Below are 21,366 nucleotides of genomic sequence, written 5' to 3' on the forward strand. Positions count from 1 at the left end.
CACGAAAAACGACGCTTGTCGGGAGAGAGATACACAATGGCACTCATTAGCATGCGCCAGATGCTGGACCACGCCGCCGAATTCGGCTACGGCGTTCCGGCTTTCAACGTCAACAACCTCGAGCAAATGCGCGCCATCATGGAAGCCGCCGACAAGACCGACTCCCCGGTGATTGTCCAGGCCTCGGCCGGTGCCCGCAAATACGCCGGTGCGCCGTTCCTGCGCCACCTGATCCTGGCGGCGATCGAAGAATTCCCGCACATCCCGGTGTGCATGCACCAGGACCACGGCACCAGCCCTGACGTGTGCCAGCGTTCGATCCAGCTGGGCTTCAGCTCGGTGATGATGGACGGCTCGCTGGGCGAAGACGGCAAGACCCCGACCGACTACGACTACAACGTGCGTGTCACCCAGCAGACCGTGGCCATGGCCCACGCCTGCGGCGTTTCGGTAGAGGGCGAGCTAGGCTGCCTGGGTTCGCTGGAAACCGGCATGGCCGGTGAAGAAGACGGCATCGGCGCCGAAGGCGTGCTGGATCACAGCCAGATGCTGACCGACCCTGAAGAAGCCGCCGATTTCGTCAAGCGTACCCAGGTCGATGCCCTGGCCATCGCCATCGGCACCAGCCACGGCGCCTACAAGTTCACCAAGCCGCCTACCGGCGACGTGCTGGCGATCGACCGCATCAAGGAGATCCACAAGCGCATCCCCAACACTCACCTGGTGATGCACGGTTCGTCTTCGGTGCCGCAGGAGTGGCTGGCGATCATCAACCAGTACGGTGGCGACATCAAGGAAACCTACGGCGTACCGGTTGAAGAAATCGTCGAAGGCATCAAGTACGGCGTGCGCAAGGTCAACATCGACACCGACCTGCGCCTGGCGTCCACCGGTGCCATGCGCCGCCTGATGGCCACCAACCCGAGCGAGTTCGACCCGCGCAAGTTCTTCGGTGAAACCGTCAAGGCCATGCGCGACGTGTGCATCGCTCGCTACGAAGCCTTCGGCACCGCCGGCAACGCCTCGAAGATCAAGCCGATCTCCCTCGAAGCGATGTTCCAGCGCTATGCCAAGGGCGAGCTGGCCGCCAAGGTCAACTAAGCCTGGTTGGTTGTACGAAAAACCCGCAGCGATGCGGGTTTTTTTATGCCCGTGCGGCCTGCTTCACCGGCCGGAACCGGGGGTTTTCGGCTGCGGGGCCGCCACGGACACCGGATCTGGCCCAACGCGACAGACCGTTAGTCGGGCAACACTTTGTTTATACCGATGATGCCAATGTGCTGACTTCAGATTTGTTTCAGCCAGGTCTAGAGTAAAGCCTCAAGTTCCATCCGGAATCTGGCGTCGTTACACAAGAGAAGCAGCATGGATTGCGCGCACCCTCACACTCACGACAGCGGTTCGGTTTTACTGATCGTCGATGACTACCCGGAAAACCTGATCAGCCTGCAAGCCTTGCTTGCGCGTGAGGACTGGCATGTGCTGACCGCAAGCTCCGGTACCGAAGCCCTGAGCACGCTGCTCGAGCATGAGGTGGACCTGGTGCTGCTGGATGTGCAGATGCCCGGTATGGACGGCTTCGAAGTCGCGCGCCTGATGCGCGGCAGCCAGCGCACCTGCCTGACCCCGATCATCTTCCTGACCGCCAACGAACAGTCCCAGGCGGCCGTGCTCAAGGGCTATGCCAGTGGCGCGGTGGACTACCTGTTCAAGCCATTCGACCCGCACATTCTCAAGCCCAAGGTCCAGGCCCTGCTCGACCAGCAGCGCAACCGGCGTGCCTTGCAGCGCTTGAGCCGCGACCTGGAGGCCGAGCGCGCATTCAACGCCTCGGTGCTGGACAACGCCGCCGAAGGCATCCTGGTGGTGGCCGAGGACGGTCGCATCCGCTTTGCCAACCCGGCCATCTCGCGCCTGCTCCAGGCCCCGGTGGAGCAATTGCAGGGCGCAGACCTGCTGGGCTTCGTGCAGTCGCCCGTGCCAACCCGGTGGCGCGACTCGGCGTTCTACCAGGCCTACCAGGAGCGCGATATCTACCGCCTGCACGACGCCGTGCTGCTCACCGCCTCCGGGTTGCCGCTGCCGGTGGCGCTGTCGTGCGCGGCGCTGCCCGGCGAGCAGCGGGCGATGGTGGTGACGGTGCTGGACATGTCGGTGGTGCGCAACCTGCACCAGCAGTTGGAGTTCCAGGCCGTGACCGACCCGCTGACTGGGCTGCTCAACCGCCGCGGGTTCTGCCAGGCCGCCGAAGCTGCGCTGCTGCGCAGCGAGCATTCCGACAAGGCCCAGGCCCTGATGTACATGGACCTTGACGGTTTCAAACGGATCAACGACTCGCTCGGCCATGCGGCCGGCGACCGCGTGCTGCACTGGGTGGGCGAACAGCTCAAGGAATGCCTGGGTGCCTACGCGATCCTCGGGCGTATGGGCGGCGACGAGTTCACGGCCTTGCTCGATACCCTGGAATACCCGGAGCAGGCGGCGCGCTTTGCCGAAAAGCTGATCGAGCGCATGTCCATCTGCCAGCAGATCGACGGCCTGGAGGTGACGCTTGGCGTGAGCATCGGCATCGCCACCTACTCCGACTGCGGGCCGCACCTGGACGGCCTGCTGCGTGCGGCGGACGCGGCCATGTATGCCGCCAAGCAGGCCGGTCGCCAGCAGTACCGCTACTACGACCAGGAGCTCAACGGTCGTGCTCGCTCGCGCCTGATGCTCGAAGACAGTGTGCGCGACGCGATCGAGCGGCACGACTTCAGCCTGGTGTATCAGCCGCAGGTGGCGTTTGCCGATGGTCGCCTGCGCGGGTTCGAGGCGTTGTTGCGCTGGCAGCACCCCAGTGTCGGCGATGTGCCGCCGGGGTTGTTCCTGCCGTTGCTGGAGGAGGCCAGGCTGGTCTCGCGGCTGGCCAGCTGGATCTACACCCAGGGTGCGGCGCAGCGGCGCGCCTGGGAGGCTCGGTTCGAGCCGGACCTGGTGCTGAGCATCAGCCTCAGCCGCGTGCAGTTCGCCATGCCCAACCTGGTCGAGGAACTGGGGCGGGTGATCGCCAGCCATGGCCTGCGCCCGGCCCAGCTTGAGGTGGAGGTGGCGGAAACCTCGCTGGCCGCCAACCTCGACATCGCGCTGCGTCAGTTGCGCAGGCTGCGCGAGCTGGGCGTGCGAGTGGCGCTGGACGATTTCGGCGCCGGAGAGTGCTCGCTGCGCCTGCTGCGCGACCTGCCCATCGACACGCTCAAGCTCGACCGGCACCTGGTGGCGCGCCTGCCCGGTTCGGCGGCGGACGCGGCGCTGGTCCGCAGTGTCATCGGCCTGTGCCGCGACTATGGCGTGTGTGTGGTGGCCGAGGGCGTCGAGACGCGGGAGCAGGCGCAGTGGCTGCAGGCAAACGGTTGCGCCTATGCCCAGGGCTTCCTGGTGGCACGGCCCCTGACGGCGCAGCGCGCCGGTGATTTCCCGGCTTTTTTCGACTGGCGCAACGAGGCGGCCGGGGAATTGAGTACACTGACGCCTTTGCCTGCAATGCCCCGTGCCCATGACCGTACTCAAGTACCTGCAAGCCTATCCGCCTGCCCTGCAAGACCAGGTGCGCCAGATGATTGCCCAGAACCGTCTGGGTGACTACCTGCGCCAGCGCTACCCCGAGCGCCATGCGGTACAGAGCGACAAGGCGCTGTATGCCTATGCCCAGGCCCTGAAGCAGGAGCACCTGCGCAATGCGCCGAACCTGGACAAGGTGCTGTTCGACAATCGCCTCGATCTCACCCACCGCGCGCTGGGCCTGCACACCGCGGTATCGCGCGTGCAGGGCGGCAAGCTCAAGGCCAAGAAGGAAATCCGCATCGCCTCGCTGTTCAAGGACGCGGCGCCGCAGTTTCTGAAGATGATCGTGGTGCATGAACTGGCGCACCTCAAGGAGAGCGACCACAACAAGGCGTTCTACCAACTCTGCGAATACATGCAGCCGGGCTACCATCAACTGGAGTTCGACCTGCGCATCTACCTGACCTGGCGCGACCTGTCCGGCGCCCAGTGAGCGAAAGGGAATTGCCAATGGAAGTGAGCAAGACCAAGACCAGTTTCTATCGTCGCCTGTACGTGGCGTGGCTGATCGACAGCCGTACCGCCAGCAGCGTGCCGGCGCTGATGGAGGCCACCGGCATGCCGCGGCGAACGGCGCAGGACACCATCGCGGCGCTGGCCGACCTGGACATCGTGTGCGAGTTCGAGCAGCAGGAAGGTGCGCGCAACCATGCCGGGCATTACCGGATACGTGACTGGGGCGCGATCGACAAGCAGTGGATCACCCAGCATCTGCGCAGTATCCGCCAGGTGCTGGGCTACCCCTGAAGCCCCACCGCCGGCAAGCCCGGCCCCTGCACCTACCCCTGTAGGAGCCGGCCTTGCCGGCGAAGCGTCTAGCCCCGGCGCATGCCGATGTGCGGGATGCCATCCTCCAGATACGCCTCCCCGGCCACCTCGAACCCGTGCCGCGCATAGTAGGCCTGCAGGTGCGCCTGTGCGGACAGGTACACCGGCACCCCTGGCCAGTGCTTCTCGGCCTGCGCCAGCCCCTGCACCATCAGTGCATGCCCCAGCCCCTCGCCCCGCGCCGACGGCGCAATCACCACCCGCCCGATCACCACGTCGCCGCCCTGTGACTCGGGGTCCAGCAGACGCAGGTACGCCACCAGCTCGCCATCGCGCCAGGCCATCAGGTGGCAGGTGTCGCCCTCCAGGTCCTGGCCATCGGTTTCCAGGTACGGGCATTTCTGCTCCACCACGAACACCTCGATGCGCAGCGTCAGCAGCGCGTACAGCTGTTGCTTGCCAAGGTCGGTGTGATGCTTGCAGATCCAGTCGATGCTCATCGCGTTTCTCTCCTGTGTAATGCCCCGATCATAACCACGCCGAGCACCTCAGGGCGAAGGTCGCGAATTGCCATGGATCAAGTCGGCGCGGAATCGGCAAAAATAGAGGCAATTAGCTATCACCCGGCACTGCCCGATACCGGAATCTTTGTGTAATCTGGCCGTGCAGCCTAGCTTTGCGCCAACAGAAATCTCATGCCATTCAACAAGAACGCGGACCCGATCCGCTAAGGGATTTGAGCATGCGGCCACTGCTTCGAGCCTTGGGTTTGCTTGGATTGCTGCTCTGTGCCCAGTCGGCCCAGGCCGAAAAACTGCGGCTGGTGGCCGATGCCTGGCCCCCCTTCACCGACGCCCGCCTACCCAGGGGCGGGCTGGCCACCGCCCTTGTCACCACCGCCCTGGAGCGTGCCGGGTTTGCCAGCGAGTTCGAGCAGGCGCCGTGGGCGCGCGCGCTGCTGGGCATCGGCGAGGGCCGCTACGATGTGCTGATCAACGCCTGGCAGAGCGATGCGCGTACCCGCATCGGGGCCTTCTCCCAAGGCTACCTGAGCAACCGCGTGCGGCTGCTCAAGCGCAAGGGCGACGTGCTGCGTTTCGATACCCTGAGCGATCTCTACCCGCACGCCATCGCGGTGGTGCGCGACTATGCCTATGCGGCCGAATTCGACAATGACGGGCGTCTGCAGAAGGTGCCGGTGCGCGACTTTTCGGTGGCGGTGGGCATGCTGGCTGCCGGGCGGGTGCGCCTGACCCTTGAGGACGAATACGTGGCGCGCTACTACCTGCAGCGTGAAAGCGCGAACGTGCGCAACCGCGTGCAGTTCTTCGGCAAGCCGGTGAGCGAGAACAGCCTGCACATCCTGGTCAGCCTCAGGCATCCGCAGCATGCCCAGATCGTGGCCGGCTTCGACAAGGCCATCGCCGCCATGAAGGCCGATGGCAGCTATGCCCGGTTGCTCAAGGACTACGGCCTGTAGTCAGGCCGGGGTGTCCTTGATCAGGTGCGCGGCCAGGGTGCGCAGCGGGCCCAGCTGGCGGCAGATCAGTGCCAGCTGGGTCTGCACCAGGCGCTGGTTCTCGTCCATTTCCTCGGGCATCTGCTCAAGGCTCGCCGCCAGGGCTTCCTCGGCGTCGCTGTGGATCGCCACCGGGGTCTTGCTGGCAAGGCCAGTGGCGATTTCGTCGAGGCTGGCGGCCAGGCTGGCACCCGCGCCGTCGATCAACTGCTCGTGGGCCTCGGGTGCCAGTGCGCTGTCACGGTGTGCACCCAGCCCGGAGAGGTAGCTGAGCAGGGTGTGCGAGAGCACCAGGAAGCGAAAGCCCACGTCGGCCTCTTTGCGAAAATGCCCCGGCTCCATGAGCATGTTGGCCAGCGTGGTCGACAGCGCCGCGTCGGCGTTGTGCGCGTTGCGCCGGGCCAGGCGGTAGGCCAGGTCGTCGCTCTTGCCCTGGGCGTACTGCTGCATGATCTGGCGCAGGTAGGTGCTGTTGCAGCTCAGGGTGTTGGCCAGCACCTTGTTCAGCCGACGGCCCTGCCAGTCGGGCAGGAACAGGAACACCGCCAGGATCGCGATCAGGCTGCCCACCAGGGTGTCGAACAGGCGCGGCAGGAACAGACCGTAGCCGTCACCGATCTGGTTGAAGCAGAACAGCACCATCAGCGTGATCGCCGCCGTCGCCAGGGTGTAGCGGGTGGTGCGGTTGACGAAGAACACCACCCCGGCGGCCACCGCGAACAGCGACTGGATGATCGCGCTGGGGAACAGGTCGAACAGCGCCCAGCCCACGGTCAGGCCGATGGCGGTGCCGATGATCCGCTGCACCAGCTTGCGCCGGGTGGCGCCATAGCTGGGCTGGCACACGAACAGCGTGGTGAGGATGATCCAGTAGCCCTGGGTGGGGTGGATCAGGTGCACCATGCCGTAGCCGATCGACAGCGCCAGCGGCAGGCGCAGGGCGTGGCGAAAGATCAGCGAGGTCGGCGTGAGGTGCTGGCGCAGGCGGCTCCACACATCCTTGAGGCTGCGCGGCGAGCGGTCGAGCAGGCTCGAATCGCTGTTGTCGGCCAGGTTGTCGGGGTTGCTGGCATCGCCGAGCAGGCGGTCGAGGGTTGCCAGGTTCGCCGCCAGCGCCCGCAGCGAGCGCAGCAGGCCACGCCAGGCCGGGTTGCTCTGGATGCGCAGGTGCTCGAGCGAGGCGTGCAGGTCTTCCAGTGCGGCGGCGAAGCTGGTGTCGTAGACGAACGGCTGGCGCAGCTGGATCGACTCGGACAATTGCACGCACGCCTTGCCCTGCTGGCGCAGCAAACGCTGGCAGCGAAACAGCACGTCGCTGTGGAAGAACGCCTCGGTGAGAGCGTTGTAGGGGTAGTGCGAGGAACTGGCGCGCTCGTGGATGTCCTGGGCCAGAAAGTACAGCTTCAGGTAGCGGCTCACCTTGGAGCCGGGGCGGCCATTGCCCACGCGGTGCAGGATGATTTCCTTGGCGGCGTTGAGGGCGGCCACCACCTTGCCGTTCTGCTGGGCCAGTTCCAGGCGGCGGGCCTCCACGTCCAGCTGGCGGATGGGCTCGAACAGGGTGGCCTTGAGCTTGAGGTAGCGGCCCAGTTCGCGAAACAGCCGCGCCAGGCTCTGCTGCACCGGCTGGTTGGAGAACAGCGCCTGCCACAGCACCGACAGCAATCCGTACCAGGCGGCGCCTGCCACCAGCAGCAAGGGCTCGTGCCAGAAGTCGGTGACCTGGCCGCCGCGCTGGTCCACGCCGATCATGGTGTACACCGACAGGATCAGTGTGGCCGAGGCGATGGCGCCGTAGCGCTCGCCCAGCGCGCCGAGCATGGTCAGCGCGAACGCCGCCAGCGCCAGGGCGCAGCCGAAGAGGATCGGGTAGGGGAACAGCAGCTCCACCGACAGCGCAGCGACGGTGAAGCACACCAGGGTCACGGCCAGGGCGTTGAGCCGGCCCTGCCAGCTGTCGTCGGTCTCGGCCAGGGCGCTGGCGATGATGCCCAGGAACAGCGGGATCAGCAGCCCCATCTCGTCCTGGTACCAGCACAGCGCCATGCTGCCGGTCAGCGCGATCAATACCCGGATGCTGTAGCTGAACTTGTCCAGGGCCCACAAACGACGCAGCGAGTGACGCAAGGAAGACGATGACATGATAGGGCGGCAGGCCTGCTTGGCGATGATCGAAATTGAGCCGGTCACGGTGGCAGCGAACTGTCACCGTGGTCACGTACCAGCAAAATTTGTTCCGTGATGCGCGATTCTAACGCGAAGGTTAGACGAACTGCGCGGCCGCGTAGGCCGATGCCCAGGCCCACTGGAAATTGAACCCGCCCAGGTGCCCGCTGACGTCCAGCACTTCGCCCACGAAATACAGGCCGGGGCTTTTCAGCGACTCCAGGGTCTTGGACGACACTTCGCGGGTGTCGACCCCGCCCAGGGTGACTTCGGCGGTGCGGTAGCCCTCGGTGCCGGCCGGCACCACCTGCCAGGCCGCCAGTTTGTCGGCGACCTCGGCCAGTTCGGCCGGGGTGTACTGCTTCATCGGCCGGGACACGAACCAGTGCTCGGCCAGCAGGTTGGCCATCTTCTTGGTGAAGACCTCGCCAAGCAGGGTCTTGAGTTCGCTGTTGGGGCGTTCGGCCTGTTGCTGTTGCAGCCAGGCGAGGGCGTCATGCTCGGGCAGCAGGTTGATCTCGACGCTGTCGCCGCTGTGCCAGAACGACGACACCTGCAGGATCGCCGGGCCGCTGAGGCCACGGTGGGTGAACAGCAGGTTCTCGCGAAAGCTGGTGCCGTTGCAGCTGGCCACGCAGTCCACCGAGGTGCCCGACAGCTCGGTGCACATGGCCTTGAGCTGCGGCTCGGTGATGGTGAAGGGCACCAGCCCGGCGCGGGTCGGCAGCAGGGTGTGGCCGAACTGACGGGCCACCTGGTAGCCGAACCCGGTGGCGCCCAGGGTCGGGATCGACAGGCCGCCGGTGGCGATCACCAGCGACTGGCATTGCAGCGTGCCCATGCTGGTTTCGAGTAGGTAGCCAGGCTCGAGCTTTTCGATCTGCTCGATGCGCGTGTCCATGCGCAGCTCGGCGCCGGCGCTCTGAAGCTCGCTGAGCAGCATGTCGAGGATGTCGCTGGACTTGTTGTCGCAGAACAGCTGGCCGAGTTTTTTCTCGTGATAGGGCACGGCGTGCTTGCCGACCATCTCGATGAAGTCCCACTGGGTGTAGCGGGCCAGGGCCGACTTGCAGAAGTGCGGGTTGTGCGAGAGGAAGTTGGCCGGCTCGGTGTACAGGTTGGTGAAGTTGCAGCGCCCGCCACCGGACATCAGGATCTTCTTGCCGGGCTTGTTGGCATGGTCCAGCAGCAGCACCTGGCGGCCGCGGTTGGCGGCGTGGATGGCGCACATCAGGCCGGCGGCGCCAGCGCCGATGATGATCACTTCGGTGGAACGCACTGCAAAATCCTCAAATAGGTGTTGAAGCTATCGCGGGTCAAGCCCGCTCCCACAGGAGGTACGCAAGTCCTTGTGGGAGCGGGCTTGACCCGCGATGAGGCCCTGATAGGCGATAAACGACTCAGACGATGCGAACCCGCAGCGAGCGCCCCTTGATCTTGCCGCTGTTGAGCCGCTGCAGCGCCTGCTTGGCCACGCCGCGTTCCACCGCCACGAAGGCCTGGAAATCGAAGATCGCGATCTTGCCCACCTGGGTGCCCGGGATGCCGGCATCACCGGTCAGCGCACCCAGGATGTCGCCCGGCCGCAGCTTGTCCTTGCGCCCGGCACCGATGCACAGCGTGCTCATGGTCGGCACCAGCGGGCCGCCGGCCTGGGGTTTGAGGCTGTCGATCTGCTCCCAGCGCAGGGGCGCCTTCTGCAGCTGCTCGATGGCCTGGGCGCGGTGCGCTTCGGACGGGGCCACCAGGCTCGCCGCCAGGCCCTTCTCGCCGGCACGCCCGGTGCGGCCCACGCGGTGCACGTGAATTTCCGAGTCCCGCGCCAGCTCCACGTTGATGACCATGTCCAGCGCATCGATATCCAGCCCGCGCGCGGCCACGTCGGTGGCCACCAGCACCGAGGTGCTGCGGTTGGCGAACAGGGTCAGCACCTGGTCACGGTCGCGCTGCTCCAGGTCGCCATGCAGCGACTCGGCGGCGATGCCCTTGGCCTTGAGATGATCGACCACTTCCTGGCACTGCTGCTTGGTGAAGCAGAACGCCACGCACGACTGCGGACGAAAGTGCGCCAGCAGGGTAGTCACCGCGTCCATGCGCTGCTCGGGCGAGATCTCGTAGAAGCGCTGCTCGATCTGCGTGTCGGCATGCAGCGACTCGGCCTTGACCTGCTGCGGGTTGCGCATGAATGCGGCCGACAGCTGCTTGATGCCGGCCGGGTAGGTGGCCGAGAACAGCAGGGTCTGGCGACGCTCCGGGGTTTGCCCGAGGATGTCGGCGATGGCGTCGTAGAAGCCCATGTCGAGCATGCGGTCGGCTTCGTCGAGCACCAGGGTGTTGAGCCCGTCGAGCACCAGGGTGCCCTTGCGCAGGTGCTGTTGCACGCGGCCCGGGGTGCCCACGATGATGTGCGCGCCGTGTTCCAGCGAGGCGATTTGCGGGCCCAGGGACACGCCGCCGCACAGGGTCAGGATCTTGATGTTGTCTTCGGAGCGGGCCAGACGGCGCAGCTCCTTGGCCACCTGGTCGGCCAGCTCGCGGGTGGGGCACAGCACCAGGGCCTGGCAGCCGAAGTAGCGCGGGTTGATCGGGTTGAGCAGGCCGATGCCGAACGCGGCGGTCTTGCCGCTGCCGGTCTTGGCCTGGGCGATCAGGTCCATGCCCTTGAGGATCACCGGCAGGCTCTGGGCCTGGATCGGGGTCATCTGGGCGTAGCCGAGGGCGTCCAGGTTGGCCAGCATGGCGGCTGACAGCGGCAAGGTGGCAAATTCGGTGGCAATGGTGGTCACGAGGCGGGCCTGCAAAACAAAATGTCGCGCAGTGTACCAGCCTCGTGGCCATTAGCCCTAAGCCTCGATCTCCGGTTCCGGACGACGGGCACGCCTTCCGTCCGCCCTGGACAGCTGCATGAAGATCGCCGCCGCCAGCATCGACATCAGGCCGATGGTCAGGAAGGTCAGCTGGAACGCGCCCAGCGTGGTCTCCACCCCATCGCCGCTGCCGGCGCCGGTAAAGCCGCCCAGCAGTGCGCCGGCGCAGGCCACACCCAGGCTCAGCGAGAGCTGCGCCACCACCGACAGCAGGCTGTTGCCGCTGCTGGCGCTGGCGTCGTCCAGGTCGATCAGGGTCACGGTGTTCATCGCCGTGAACTGCAGCGAGTTCACCGCCCCCAGCAGCCCCAGTTGCACCAGCAGCAGGGCATACGGGGTGTGTTCGTTGACCAGCCCCAGGCTGCACAGCAGCACGCCCAGCAGCAGGGTGTTGCCGGTGAGGATGGTGCGGTAGCCCAGGCGCTCGATCAGCGGCCGGGCGATGGACTTGGCGACCATCGCCGAGGCGGCCAGCGGGATCATGCTCATGCCGGCCTGGGACGGCGAATAGCCCAGCGCCACCTGCAGCAGCAACGGCACCAGAAACGGCAGTGCGCCGCTGCCCAGGCGGGCGAACAGGTTGCCGAGGATGCCCACCGAGAAGGTACGGGTGCGAAACAGCCGGGGCGAGAACAGCGGGTTGTCGATGCTGCCGGCGCGCAGCCAGTAGGCGGCCAGGCACGCCATGCCGGCGAACAGCAGCAGCATCACGCGCAGGTGCGGCAGGTGCAGCTCGCCCAGGCCCTCCATGGCGATGGTGATCAGCACCATCGCGGCGCCGAACAGCACAAAGCCCACGCCGTCGAAGCGTGTGCGCTCGGAGCCGCGCAGGTCGGGGATGAACTTCCACACCGCATAGCAGCCCAGCGCGCCGACCGGCAGGTTGAGCAGGAAGATCCAGTGCCAGCTCAGGTACTCCACCAGCCAGCCGCCCATGGTCGGGCCCAGCAGCGGGCCGAGCAGGCCGGGGATGGTGATGAAACTCATGATGCGCACCAGTTCGGTGCGCGGGTAGGCGCGCAGCACCACCAGGCGCCCCACCGGCAGCATCAGCGCGCCGCCCAGGCCCTGGATCACGCGGGCGCCGACCAGCATGCCGAGGCTGTTGGACAGTGCACACAACAGCGAGCCGATGCTGAACAGCAGGATCGCGCTGAAGAAGATGCGCTTGGTGCCGAAGCGGTCGGCGATCCAGCCCGAGGCCGGGATCAGCAGGGCCACGGTGAGCATGTAGGCGATGATCACCGACTGCATGCGCAGCGGGTTTTCCGCCAGGTCGCGGGCCATGGCCGGCAGCGCGGTGTTGAGGATGGTGCCGTCCAGCGACTGCATGAAGAAGGCGATGGCCACCACCCAGGGAATCCAGCGGGCGGTGACGGGGTCCAGCGGGGTGCGGTTGGGCATGCTCTATGTCCTTGAGGGCCCCTTCGCGGGCAAGTCGAAGCGTCGAACCGCAGCTCCCACAGGGGCGGCGGTGATCCCTGTGGGAGCGGGCTTGACCCGCGATGGCGGCATCACAATGTCAGCGTCAGGCGTTTGACCAGCGCCCCCGGCAAATGGCTCGAACTGGTCTGGCGCTGTCCGTAGGTGCTGGTCGACAGGATCAGCTCGCGCTCGGTCGTGAGCGCCTCCAGCTGCGAGCCGAGCAGGCTGTATACGCTGTCGTCGAAGCGCATGGTGCTGACCGGCGCCTGGATCTGACCGTCCTCGACCCAGAATGTCGCAAAGCGCGTCAGCCCGGTCATGCGCGCCGCCGGCAGGTCGGAGTAGTTCAGGTACCACAGGTTGCTGATGTACAGCCCCGTACCCAGCCTGGCGAGCACCTCATCCAGCGCCAGCTCGCCGGCGGCCAGGCTCAAGGCGCTGGGCCACTCGTGGGCCTCGGCGCCATTGGCGACCTGCTCGAACTCGGCGGCGCTGCGCGCGTTGGTCAGCTGTTCGCGCGCCTGCCCTGCGTCCACCAGCTGCACGTCGCTGCGTGGGTAGCCTTCGCCGGAGAACGCCGGGCTCAGCGAGCCGCTGACCTGTTCGGTGATGTTCACCAGCGGGCTCAATGCCGCATCGCCGGCATACAGGCGTTGCAGCGGGCTGTCTTTGCTGGCGATGGCCTGCGCCGAAAAACCGCCCCAGCACAGCATGCCCATGATCTCGTCCATCGCTGCCGGTGCCAGGTAGGCGCGGTACTGGCCGGGGGCGAGGGTCTTGAGTGGACGACCCAGGTACTCCAGCTGCTCGCGGGCCTGGGCCAGGCGCCGGGCGAACGCGGCGTTGTCCCACACCTGCCCGGCGTAGTTGGCCTTCACCGCCTGGCCGTTGGCGTGGAACAGGCTGAAGTCGAAATTGAAGCTGTTGGCCTGATGCCAGCCAGAGGCGCCGAACGAACTGGCAAAGCCGCGACTGATCGGCCCGGCGGCATAGATGCCCACCAGGTCCAGCGCGCCGGCGCCGTGTTCGATCTGCTCGAGCACCCGTGCGGTATCCGGCAGCGGGCCGTCCTGTACCTGATGGCTGTGCCAGGCACTGTCGTTGAGCAACAGGTACGGGTCGGCAGGGATCAGCGGCAGGATCTGGCGCAGCTCGGCCAGTGCCTGGTGCAGGCGCTCGCGGTCCAGCGCCGGCTCGCCGCTGAGGGTCAGGTGCAGGTCGGCCTGGCGACCGTCGGCAATCAGCTTCAGGCTCGCACCGGCCTGTTGCACGTCGCCGGCCTGGCGCACCCTGGCATGGTTGAATCGGATGAATTGCGACTGCTCGGCGCTGTAGCTCAGGGTGAACTGTTCGGGGGCGCGCACGTTGTCGCGCAGCCATGCGACCAGGTCCTGGAAGTTGTGCAAAGGGCTGGCGGCCATCAGGCGTCTCCTCCGAATACGTCGATCTGGCTGAACACGCAGGCCGGCGAGGCATGGCCCACGCGCACCACCTGGTTGGGTTCGCCCTTGCCGCAGTTGGGCGTGCCGAGCACCTGGAAGGTACTGGCGTCGCCCACGGCGCTGAGGTTGCGCCAGAAACCGGCGGAAATACCGCGGTAGTTGGGGTTCTTGACCACGCCCTTGAGTTCGCCGTGCTCGATCAACTGGCCCCATTCGCAGCCGAACTGGAACTTGTTGCGCGCATCGTCGATGGACCACGAGCGGTTGGTGCGCATCAGGATGCCGTGCTCGATGCCGCCGATCAGTTGCGCCAGGGACTTGTCGCCCGGCTCGATGTTGAGGTTGGCCATGCGGTCGATCGGTGCGCGGTTCCAGCCGCAGGCGCGGCTGTTAGCCACGCCGTCCAGGCCCGAGCGGAACTGTGACAGCGCACCGCCCAGCGGGCGCACCAGTACACCCTCGCGAATCAGGAACTGCTTGTGGGCCGGGGTGCCGTCGTCATCGTGCGCGTAGCTGGCCAGCTCTTCGGGGATGGCCGGGTCGAAGGTCACGTTGAGCAGTGCCGAGCCGTACTGCAGGTGGCCGAAGTCCTGGGCCTTGATGAAGCTGGTGCCGGCGTAGTTGCGCTCGTCGCCCAGGATGCGGTCCATCTCCAGCGGGTGGCCGATGGACTCGTGGATCTGCAGCATCATCTGGTCGGGCATCAGCAGCAGGTCGCGTACCCCGCTCGGGGTGTTGGGCGCCAGCAGCAGTTGCAGGGCCTGGTCGGCCACCTGGGCACCGGCACCGAGCAGGCCGCAGCGCCCGATCACATCCACGCCGCCCTGCTGGCCGAAGTTCTCGCGGCCCAGGCTGCGGCTCTGGCTGTCGCTGCCGTCGAAGGCGGTGACGCTCATGCCGGGGAACACGAAGCGTTGCGCCTGGCGCAGTTCGGCGCCGGCACTGTTGAGGTAGATCTGCTCGACCGTGCTCAGGCCCAGGCTGGCCTGCCAGTTCACCAGGCGCGAATCGCCCGGCACGCTGGCCGATTCGCGGGCCAGCAGTTCATAGCAGTCGGCCAGGGCCGGGAAGGTGCTGTTGAGGTTGGGCGAGCAGTAGTCGGCGCGGGCGCTGGACACCGGTTGCTCGCGCAGGTCGAGCAGGGCGTGGCGCGCGATCTGGCGGGCCAGCGCCTCGGCCTGGTCAAGGGCGCGTTGCAGGCCGGCCTGGGACAGGTCGGCGGTGGCCGCGTAGGCCTCCACGCCGTTGACGCGCACGGTGAGCATCGCGCCCTGGTCGCGGGTCAGGCTGGGTGGTTCGGCGATGTTCTTGCGCACCGACAGGTGCTGGTGGGCTTCCTGCACATAGCGCAGGGAGAAAAACTCGGCGCCGCTGTTCAGGCCAGCGAAACGCTGGCGCAGCGGCGCGGTGAAATCGAACATGCGCGAACCTCCGGGTGACGGTGGTTCCCCCTCAGAACCACTCCTCGTGCATGCCCGGGCAGGTGTCGTCGCGGGCCTCGAGCAATGCGAGGTCATTATGGCAGGCCGGTACTTCCCAGGTGAGGAAAAACCGTGCGGCCTGCAACTTGCCCCGATAGAACCCGGTATCGGCCGGGTTGCCGCGGGCCAGGCCCTGTTCGGCGCGAATCGCCTGCTCCAGCCAGCGCCAGCCGATCACGCAGTGACCGAAGGCCTTGAGGTACAGCGCCGAGTTGGCCAGGGCGCTGTTGACCTGGCCTGTGGACAACTCGCCAAGCAGGCCCAGGGTCACGTGCTGCAGGCGGCTGAGCAGTTGTTCCAGCGGTTCGCGCAACGGGTCCAGGCGGGTGTAGGCCTGGGCCTGGGCGCAAGTGCCGGCGATCAGGCGTACCAGTTGCTTGAGGCCGGCGCCACCGTGCTGGGCCAGCTTGCGCCCGAGCAGGTCGAGTGACTGGATGCCGTGGGTGCCTTCGTGGATCGGGTTCAGGCGGTTGTCGCGGTAGTACTGCTCTACCGGGTAATCGCGGGTGTAGCCGTGGCCACCGAGGATCTGGATCGCCAGCTCATTGGCCTTGAGGCAGAACTCGGACGGCCACGACTTGACGGTCGGGGTCAGCAGGTCGAGCAGTTGCTGGGCCTGTTGGCGCTCGTCTTCGGTGGCGGCGGTATGGCTGTCGTCGAACAGCCGGGCGGCGTACAGGCCCAGGTCGAAAGCGCCTTCGACGTAGGCCTTCTGGGTCAGCAGCATGCGTTTCACATCGCTGTGCTGGATGATCGGCACGGCGGCGGTGGCGGGGTTCTTGTTGTCGGGCAGGCGGCCTTGCGGGCGCTGGCGGGCGTAGTCCAGCGAGTACAGGTAGCCGGCGTAGCCGAGCATCACCGCGCCCATGCCCACGCCGATGCGCGCCTCGTTCATCATCTGGAACATGCAGGCCAGGCCCTGGTGCGGCTGGCCGATCAGGTAGCCGACGCACTGGCCGTTGTCGCCGAAGTTGAGTGCGGTGGAGGTGGTGCCGCGCCAGCCCATCTTGTGGAACAGGCCGGCCAGCACCACATCGTTGCGCTGGCCCAGGCTGGCGTCCGGGTTGACCAGGAACTTGGGCACGATGAACAGCGAAATGCCCTTTACCCCGGGTGGTGCGTCGGGGAGTTTGGCCAGTACCAGGTGCACGATGTTCTCGGACAGCGTGTGATCGCCCCCGGAGATGAAGATCTTGTTGCCCTTGAGGCGGAAGCTGCCGTCGGCGGCGGGTTCGGCGCGGGTGCGGATATCGGCCAGCGAGCTGCCGGCGTGGGGTTCGGTGAGGGCCATGGTGCCGAAGAAGCGGCCCTCGATCATCGGTTGCAGGAACAGGCGCTTTTGCTCGTCGGTGCCGAAGTTCTCGATCAGGTTGGCGGCGCCCATGGTCAGGAACGGGTAGGCGGTGGTGCCGGCGTTGGCGGCCTGAAAGTGGGCGAAGCAGGCTTGCGAGAGCAGGGTGGGCAACTGCATGCCGCCGGCCTCGAAGTCGCGGTTGGCGTTGAGAAATCCGGCGTCGAGGAAGGCGTCGACGGCAGGTTTGACCTCGGGAATCAGGATGGCCTGGCCGTTCTCGAAGCGTGGCTCGTGCTCGTCGCCCTTGCGGTTGTGCGGGGCGAAGTATTTTTCGGCCAGGGTGCGAGCGGTGTGCAGCGCGGCGTCGAAGGTTTCGCGGCTGTGCTCGGCGAAGCGTGGGCGTTGGGTGAGGGCCTCGGCGTCGAGCACTTCGTAGAGTTCGAAGGCCAGGTTGCGGGCGCTGAGCAGGGTGTCGGACATGGCGGCCATACCTTGGTGGGGATGGGGCCGAGTCTAGGCATGCGGGCGGGAGGTGGACAGGTTAATAGGTGGGGGTGATGAGGGGTCAGAACCGTTGTCAGGTGTGTGTCCGCAAAAAAAATCGCGGGCCAGGCCGGCCCCCACAAGAATCTGCATCGATCCTGTGGGGGCGGGCCTGACCCGCGATTGGCAACGCCTCGGTGGTTAGCCGATGGTCATCAGGCTGGCATTGCCGCCTGCCGCGGCGGTGTTCACGCTCAACGCACGCTCGATCACCAGGCGCTCCAGCGCAATTGCGGTTTCACCCGACGACAAGCCCTGCACACCCACGATCGCACCGGCACGCTTGGCCACCTGCTCGCACACTGCGCGCAGCTGGTCCGAATGGCCGTGATGCAGCACCGCGTCGAACACCACCTCGTCCTTGGCCCAGTCGCTCACCAGCTTGATGCGCGCCTGCACATCCTTCGGCAAGCGCCCACGCAAGGCCTTGCCCGGCTCGCCGTCGACGAACACTGCCGAGCTGCCCACCGCCAGTACCGCTGCCAGTTGAGTCAGCAGATCAGCCTCCGACTCGGCCAGGCACAGCACGTGCTCGCGCGGCAGGATGGTGTAGCTGTTGCGCTCGCCGGTCGGGCCGTTGAGCAGGCGGGTGACGCCGCTCTGCGACTGTTGCGCGAACTGCTCGCACAGCTGCGCCAGCTCGGCCTGCTGGTTGCTGCCGGCCCACGCCTTGAGCGATTGCAGCGGCTTGAGCAACTGCTCGCGCAGACGCACGTCCGGGGCAGTGCCGGCGTCGCTGCGCTGGAACGACTGCTCGATGGCATCGGCCGGGCGCGTGGACAGCAAACGGTACAGGTACAGCGGGCCACCCGCCTTGGGGCCGGTACCCGACAGGCCTTCACCACCGAACGGCTGCACGCCGACCACGGCGCCGACGATGTTGCGGTTGACGTAGACGTTGCCGGCATGGACGTTGTCGATCACCTTGGCGATGGTCTCGTCGATGCGGGTGTGCACGCCCAGGGTCAGGCCGTAGCCGGATGCATTGATCTGCTCGATCAGCTGGTCGAGGTGCTTGCGGTTGTAGCGCACCACGTGCAGTACGGGGCCGAAGATCTCACGCTGCAGTTCATCGAAGCTTTCCAGCTCGATCAGGGTCGGCATCACGAAGGTGCCGCGCTTGATCTCTTCACCGTCGGCAATGGCCACCTGATACACGTTGCGACCCTTGTCGCGCATGCCCTGGATGTGTTTTTCGATGCCAGCCTTGGCCTCGGCGTCGATCACCGGGCCGATGTCCACGCTCAGGCGCTCCGGGTTGCCCAGGCGGCTTTCGGCCATGGCGCCCTTGAGCATCTCGATCACGCGGTCGGCCGAGTCTTCCTGCAGGCACAGCACGCGCAGGGCCGAGCAACGCTGACCGGCGCTGTCGAAGGCCGAGGAGACCACGTCGATGACCACCTGCTCGGTCAGCGCCGAGGAGTCGACGATCATCGCGTTCTGGCCACCGGTTTCGGCGATCAGCGGGATCGGACGGCCCTGGCTGTCCAGGCGGCCGGCAATGTTGCGTTGCAGCAGGCGCGCCACTTCGGTGGAACCGGTGAACATCACGCCCTTGACCCGGTCATCGCCTACCAGGCGCGCACCGACGGTCTCGCCACGGCCCGGCAGCAGTTGCACCACGCCTTGCGGGATGCCGGCCTCGAGCAGCAGGCGCACGGCCTGGGCGGCCACCAGCGGGGTCTGCTCGGCAGGCTTGGCCAGTACTGGGTTGCCGGCAGCTAGCGCTGCAGCCACCTGGCCACTGAAGATCGCCAGCGGGAAGTTCCACGGGCTGATGCACACCACCGGGCCCAGCGGGCGGTGGGCGTCGTTGCTGAAGTCGTTGCGTGCCTGCACCGCGTAGTAGCGCAGGAAGTCGACCGCTTCGCGCACCTCGGCGATGGCGTTGGCGTAGGTCTTGCCGGCTTCGCGGGCCAGCAGGCCCATCAGCGGCTGGATCTCGCCTTCCATCAGGTCGGCGGCACGTTCCAGGATCGCGGCACGCTCGGCCGGCGGGGTGGCCTGCCAGATCGGTGCGGCGTTGAGTGCGCACTGGATGGCGTTGTCGGCGTCCTCGACGGTGGCTTCCTGCACGTGGCCGACCACGTCACGGTGGTCGGACGGGTTCAGCACCGGTGCGGCAGCTTCGTCGCTGGACGCGCAACCGAGCATCGGCTCGGCCTTCCAGTCGTTGTGCGCGGTGGCCAGCAGGGCGCACGACAGCGAGGCCAGGCGGTGTTCGTTGGCCATGTCGATGCCGCTGGAGTTGGCGCGCTCGGCACCGTACAGGTCACGCGGCAACGGGATGCGCGGGTGCGGCAGGCCGAAGCCGCCTTCCTGGGTGGCCATGCGCTCGATGGTCGCGACCGGGTCGGCCACCAGTTCCTGGATCGAGATCGACTGGTCGGCGATGCGGTTGACGAACGAGGTGTTGGCGCCGTTTTCCAGCAGGCGACGCACCAGGTAGGCCAGCAGCGTTTCGTGGGTGCCGACCGGGGCGTACACGCGGCACGGACGGTTCAGCTTGCCGTCGGCCACCTTGCCCACCACCTGTTCGTACAGCGGCTCGCCCATGCCGTGCAGGCACTGGAACTCGTACTGGCCTGGGTAGTAGTTCTGCCCGGCGATATGGTAGATGGCCGACAGGGTGTGGGCGTTGTGGGTGGCGAACTGCGGGTAGATGGCTTCGGGCACCGACAGCAGCTTGCGGGCGCAGGCGATGTAGGAGACGTCGGTGTACACCTTGCGGGTGTACACCGGGTAGCCTTCCAGGCCTTCGACCTGGGCGCGCTTGATCTCGCTGTCCCAGTACGCGCCCTTTACCAGGCGGATCATCAGGCGGTGACGGCTGCGGCGTGCCAGGTCGATGACGTAGTCGATCACGTAAGGGCAGCGCTTCTGGTAGGCCTGGATCACGAAGCCGATGCCGTTCCAGCCGCTCAACTGCGGCTCGAAGCACAGGCGTTCGAGCAGGTCCAGCGACAGCTCCAGGCGGTCGGCCTCTTCGGCGTCGATGTTCAGGCCGATGTCGTACTGCTTGGCCAGCAGGGTCAGCGACAGCAGGCGCGGGTACAGCTCGTCCATCACGCGCTCGTACTGGGCGCGGCTGTAGCGCGGGTGCAGGGCCGAGAGCTTGATCGAGATGCCCGGGCCTTCATAGATGCCGCGGCCATGGGAGGCCTTGCCGATGGCGTGGATGGCCTGCTCGTAGGAGGCCAGGTATTTCTGCGCGTCGTGCTCGGTGAGCGCGGCTTCACCGAGCATGTCGTAGGAGTAGCGGAAACCCTTGGCTTCGAACTTGCTGGCATTGGCCAGGGCTTCGGCAATGGTCTCGCCGGTGACGAACTGCTCGCCCATCAGGCGCATGGCCATGTCGACGCCCTTGCGGATCATCGGCTCGCCGCTCTTGCCGATGATGCGGCTGAGCGAGGAGGTGAGGCCGGATTCGTTGTGCGTGGACACCAGTTTGCCGGTCAGCAGCAGGCCCCAGGTGGCGGCGTTGACGAACAGCGACGGGCTGTTGCCCAGGTGCGGCTGCCAGTTGCCGGTGCTGATCTTGTCGCGGATCAGCGCATCGCGGGTGCCCTTGTCGGGAATGCGCAGCAGGGCTTCGGCCAGGCACATCAGCGCCACGCCTTCCTGGGACGACAGCGAGAACTCCTGCAGCAGGCCCTGGACGATGCCGGCGCGGCCGCTGGCGCTCTTCTGGTTGCGCAGCTTTTCGGCAATGCCGGCGGCCAGCTTGTGGGTGGCCTCGGCCATGGGCGCGGGCAGGCGTGCCTGCTCCAGCAGCATCGGCACCACTTCCGGTTCCGGACGACGGTAGGCGGCGGTGATCGAGGCGCGCAGCACCGACTGCGGCAGGATGCTTTCGGCGAACTCGAGGAAGCACTGGTGCGAGTGGTCGGCCTGCACATCGCCGGCGTCGTCGCCCTGATTGCCGGGCTGACCGCTGAGTTCGGTCAGGGTGGCGCCACCCTCGAGCTTCTCCAGGTAGTTGAAGATCGCCTGCTTGATCAACCAGTGCGGGGTGCGGTCGATGGACTGCGCAGCCGTTTTCAGTCGCTCGCGGGTAGGGTCGTCGAGTTTGACCCCAAGGGTGGTCGTCGCCATTTCTTATCCTCATTATTGCCACTGGGCCGTGGCTAAGCTGGCGCCAAGATTAGCCGGGCGCCTTTGTGGGTGCAACCTAGTGCAACCCAAATAATCGCGTTGAGGAGTGCAACTCGTCCGGTGGCTAAAACCCCACAGCATAAATGGCTGTTCAAGGTGCATT

General features: G+C 66.4%; 13 protein-coding genes and 1 pseudogene. 5 read left to right on the plus strand and 9 right to left on the minus strand.

Features of this window, described 5'->3' with window-relative positions:
• Positions 1-36: 36 nt before the first annotated feature.
• The 4 genes and pseudogenes from fba to DN387_RS07385 all read left to right on the plus strand — a co-directional run bounded on the left by fba (position 37) and on the right by DN387_RS07385 (position 4,350).
• Positions 37-1,101, plus strand: coding sequence for a class II fructose-bisphosphate aldolase (gene fba, locus DN387_RS07370; RefSeq protein ID WP_043863595.1), 1,065 nt, complete (start codon positions 37-39; stop codon positions 1,099-1,101).
• A gap of 264 nt (positions 1,102-1,365) precedes the next feature.
• Positions 1,366-3,474: pseudogene (locus tag DN387_RS07375) on the plus strand (putative bifunctional diguanylate cyclase/phosphodiesterase); the annotation flags it as partial.
• A gap of 61 nt (positions 3,475-3,535) precedes the next feature.
• The gene (locus tag DN387_RS07380; protein WP_043863594.1) at positions 3,536-4,036 is read left to right on the plus strand and encodes a YgjP-like metallopeptidase domain-containing protein; all 501 of its coding nucleotides are present in this window, start codon (positions 3,536-3,538) and stop codon (positions 4,034-4,036) included.
• A gap of 17 nt (positions 4,037-4,053) precedes the next feature.
• Complete coding sequence (locus DN387_RS07385) at positions 4,054-4,350, plus strand: helix-turn-helix domain-containing protein (protein ID WP_043863593.1); 297 nt, start codon at positions 4,054-4,056, stop codon at positions 4,348-4,350.
• Positions 4,351-4,418: 68 nt separating this feature from the next.
• Here the strand turns inward: DN387_RS07385 and DN387_RS07390 are convergent, their stop codons facing one another.
• The gene (locus DN387_RS07390) at positions 4,419-4,871 is read right to left on the minus strand and encodes a GNAT family N-acetyltransferase (RefSeq protein ID WP_054915757.1); all 453 of its coding nucleotides are present in this window, start codon (positions 4,869-4,871) and stop codon (positions 4,419-4,421) included.
• A gap of 242 nt (positions 4,872-5,113) precedes the next feature.
• Between DN387_RS07390 and DN387_RS07395 the strand changes: the two genes are divergently transcribed.
• The gene (locus tag DN387_RS07395; RefSeq protein WP_043863591.1) at positions 5,114-5,851 is read left to right on the plus strand and encodes an ABC transporter substrate-binding protein; all 738 of its coding nucleotides are present in this window, start codon (positions 5,114-5,116) and stop codon (positions 5,849-5,851) included.
• Here DN387_RS07395 and yccS read toward each other — a convergent pair whose 3' ends face one another.
• From yccS to putA, 8 genes are all read right to left on the minus strand, one after another.
• On the minus strand, positions 5,852-8,032 hold the full coding sequence (gene yccS, locus DN387_RS07400; RefSeq protein WP_043863622.1) for a YccS family putative transporter: 2,181 nt from the start codon (positions 8,030-8,032) through the stop codon (positions 5,852-5,854).
• A gap of 121 nt (positions 8,033-8,153) precedes the next feature.
• A complete protein-coding gene (locus DN387_RS07405; RefSeq protein ID WP_054915756.1) occupies positions 8,154-9,335 on the minus strand; it encodes an NAD(P)/FAD-dependent oxidoreductase in 1,182 nt (393 codons plus the stop codon).
• A 121-nt stretch (positions 9,336-9,456) separates the two neighbouring features.
• Positions 9,457-10,794 (minus strand): ATP-dependent RNA helicase DbpA, encoded by a 1,338-nt coding sequence (dbpA, locus tag DN387_RS07410; protein ID WP_229589801.1) that lies wholly within the window; start codon positions 10,792-10,794, stop codon positions 9,457-9,459.
• Positions 10,795-10,899: 105 nt separating this feature from the next.
• Positions 10,900-12,327, minus strand: a complete 1,428-nt coding sequence (gene mdtD / locus DN387_RS07415) for a multidrug transporter subunit MdtD (protein ID WP_043863589.1) — start codon at positions 12,325-12,327, stop codon at positions 10,900-10,902.
• 110 nt (positions 12,328-12,437) lie between these two features.
• On the minus strand, positions 12,438-13,769 hold the full coding sequence (locus DN387_RS07420) for a TldD/PmbA family protein (RefSeq protein ID WP_054915755.1): 1,332 nt from the start codon (positions 13,767-13,769) through the stop codon (positions 12,438-12,440).
• Positions 13,769-15,211 (minus strand): TldD/PmbA family protein, encoded by a 1,443-nt coding sequence (locus tag DN387_RS07425; RefSeq protein ID WP_054915754.1) that lies wholly within the window; start codon positions 15,209-15,211, stop codon positions 13,769-13,771. The genes DN387_RS07420 and DN387_RS07425 overlap by 1 nt, the downstream gene beginning before the upstream one ends.
• 31 nt (positions 15,212-15,242) lie before the next feature.
• Positions 15,243-17,045, minus strand: coding sequence for an acyl-CoA dehydrogenase (locus DN387_RS07430; RefSeq protein WP_054915753.1), 1,803 nt, complete (start codon positions 17,043-17,045; stop codon positions 15,243-15,245).
• A gap of 204 nt (positions 17,046-17,249) precedes the next feature.
• Positions 17,250-21,203 carry a trifunctional transcriptional regulator/proline dehydrogenase/L-glutamate gamma-semialdehyde dehydrogenase gene (gene putA, locus DN387_RS07435; RefSeq protein ID WP_054915752.1) on the minus strand — a complete coding sequence of 1,318 codons (3,954 nt, stop codon included), beginning with the start codon at positions 21,201-21,203 and terminating at the stop codon, positions 17,250-17,252.
• Between the last annotated feature and the right edge of the window lie 163 nt (positions 21,204-21,366).

Source organism: Pseudomonas sp. FBF18 (assembly GCF_024261405.1).
In the GTDB taxonomy this organism is placed as follows: domain Bacteria; phylum Pseudomonadota; class Gammaproteobacteria; order Pseudomonadales; family Pseudomonadaceae; genus Aquipseudomonas; species Aquipseudomonas palmensis.

Excerpts from the sequence above, each read along its gene's own strand:
- putA (WP_054915752.1), bottom strand. The coding sequence starts at position 21,203 with ATGGCGACGACCACCCTTGGGGTCAAACTCGACGACCCTACCCGCGAG.
- DN387_RS07425 (WP_054915754.1), bottom strand. The coding sequence starts at position 15,211 with ATGTTCGATTTCACCGCGCCGCTGCGCCAGCGTTTCGCTGGCCTGAAC.
- DN387_RS07420 (WP_054915755.1), bottom strand. The coding sequence starts at position 13,769 with ATGGCCGCCAGCCCTTTGCACAACTTCCAGGACCTGGTCGCATGGCTG.
- DN387_RS07385 (WP_043863593.1), top strand. The coding sequence starts at position 4,054 with ATGGAAGTGAGCAAGACCAAGACCAGTTTCTATCGTCGCCTGTACGTG.
- DN387_RS07380 (WP_043863594.1), top strand. The coding sequence starts at position 3,536 with ATGACCGTACTCAAGTACCTGCAAGCCTATCCGCCTGCCCTGCAAGAC.
- yccS (WP_043863622.1), bottom strand. The coding sequence starts at position 8,032 with ATGTCATCGTCTTCCTTGCGTCACTCGCTGCGTCGTTTGTGGGCCCTG.
- DN387_RS07390 (WP_054915757.1), bottom strand. The coding sequence starts at position 4,871 with ATGAGCATCGACTGGATCTGCAAGCATCACACCGACCTTGGCAAGCAA.
- fba (WP_043863595.1), top strand. The coding sequence starts at position 37 with ATGGCACTCATTAGCATGCGCCAGATGCTGGACCACGCCGCCGAATTC.
- mdtD (WP_043863589.1), bottom strand. The coding sequence starts at position 12,327 with ATGCCCAACCGCACCCCGCTGGACCCCGTCACCGCCCGCTGGATTCCC.
- dbpA (WP_229589801.1), bottom strand. The coding sequence starts at position 10,794 with ATGCTGGCCAACCTGGACGCCCTCGGCTACGCCCAGATGACCCCGATC.
- DN387_RS07430 (WP_054915753.1), bottom strand. The coding sequence starts at position 17,045 with ATGTCCGACACCCTGCTCAGCGCCCGCAACCTGGCCTTCGAACTCTAC.
- DN387_RS07395 (WP_043863591.1), top strand. The coding sequence starts at position 5,114 with ATGCGGCCACTGCTTCGAGCCTTGGGTTTGCTTGGATTGCTGCTCTGT.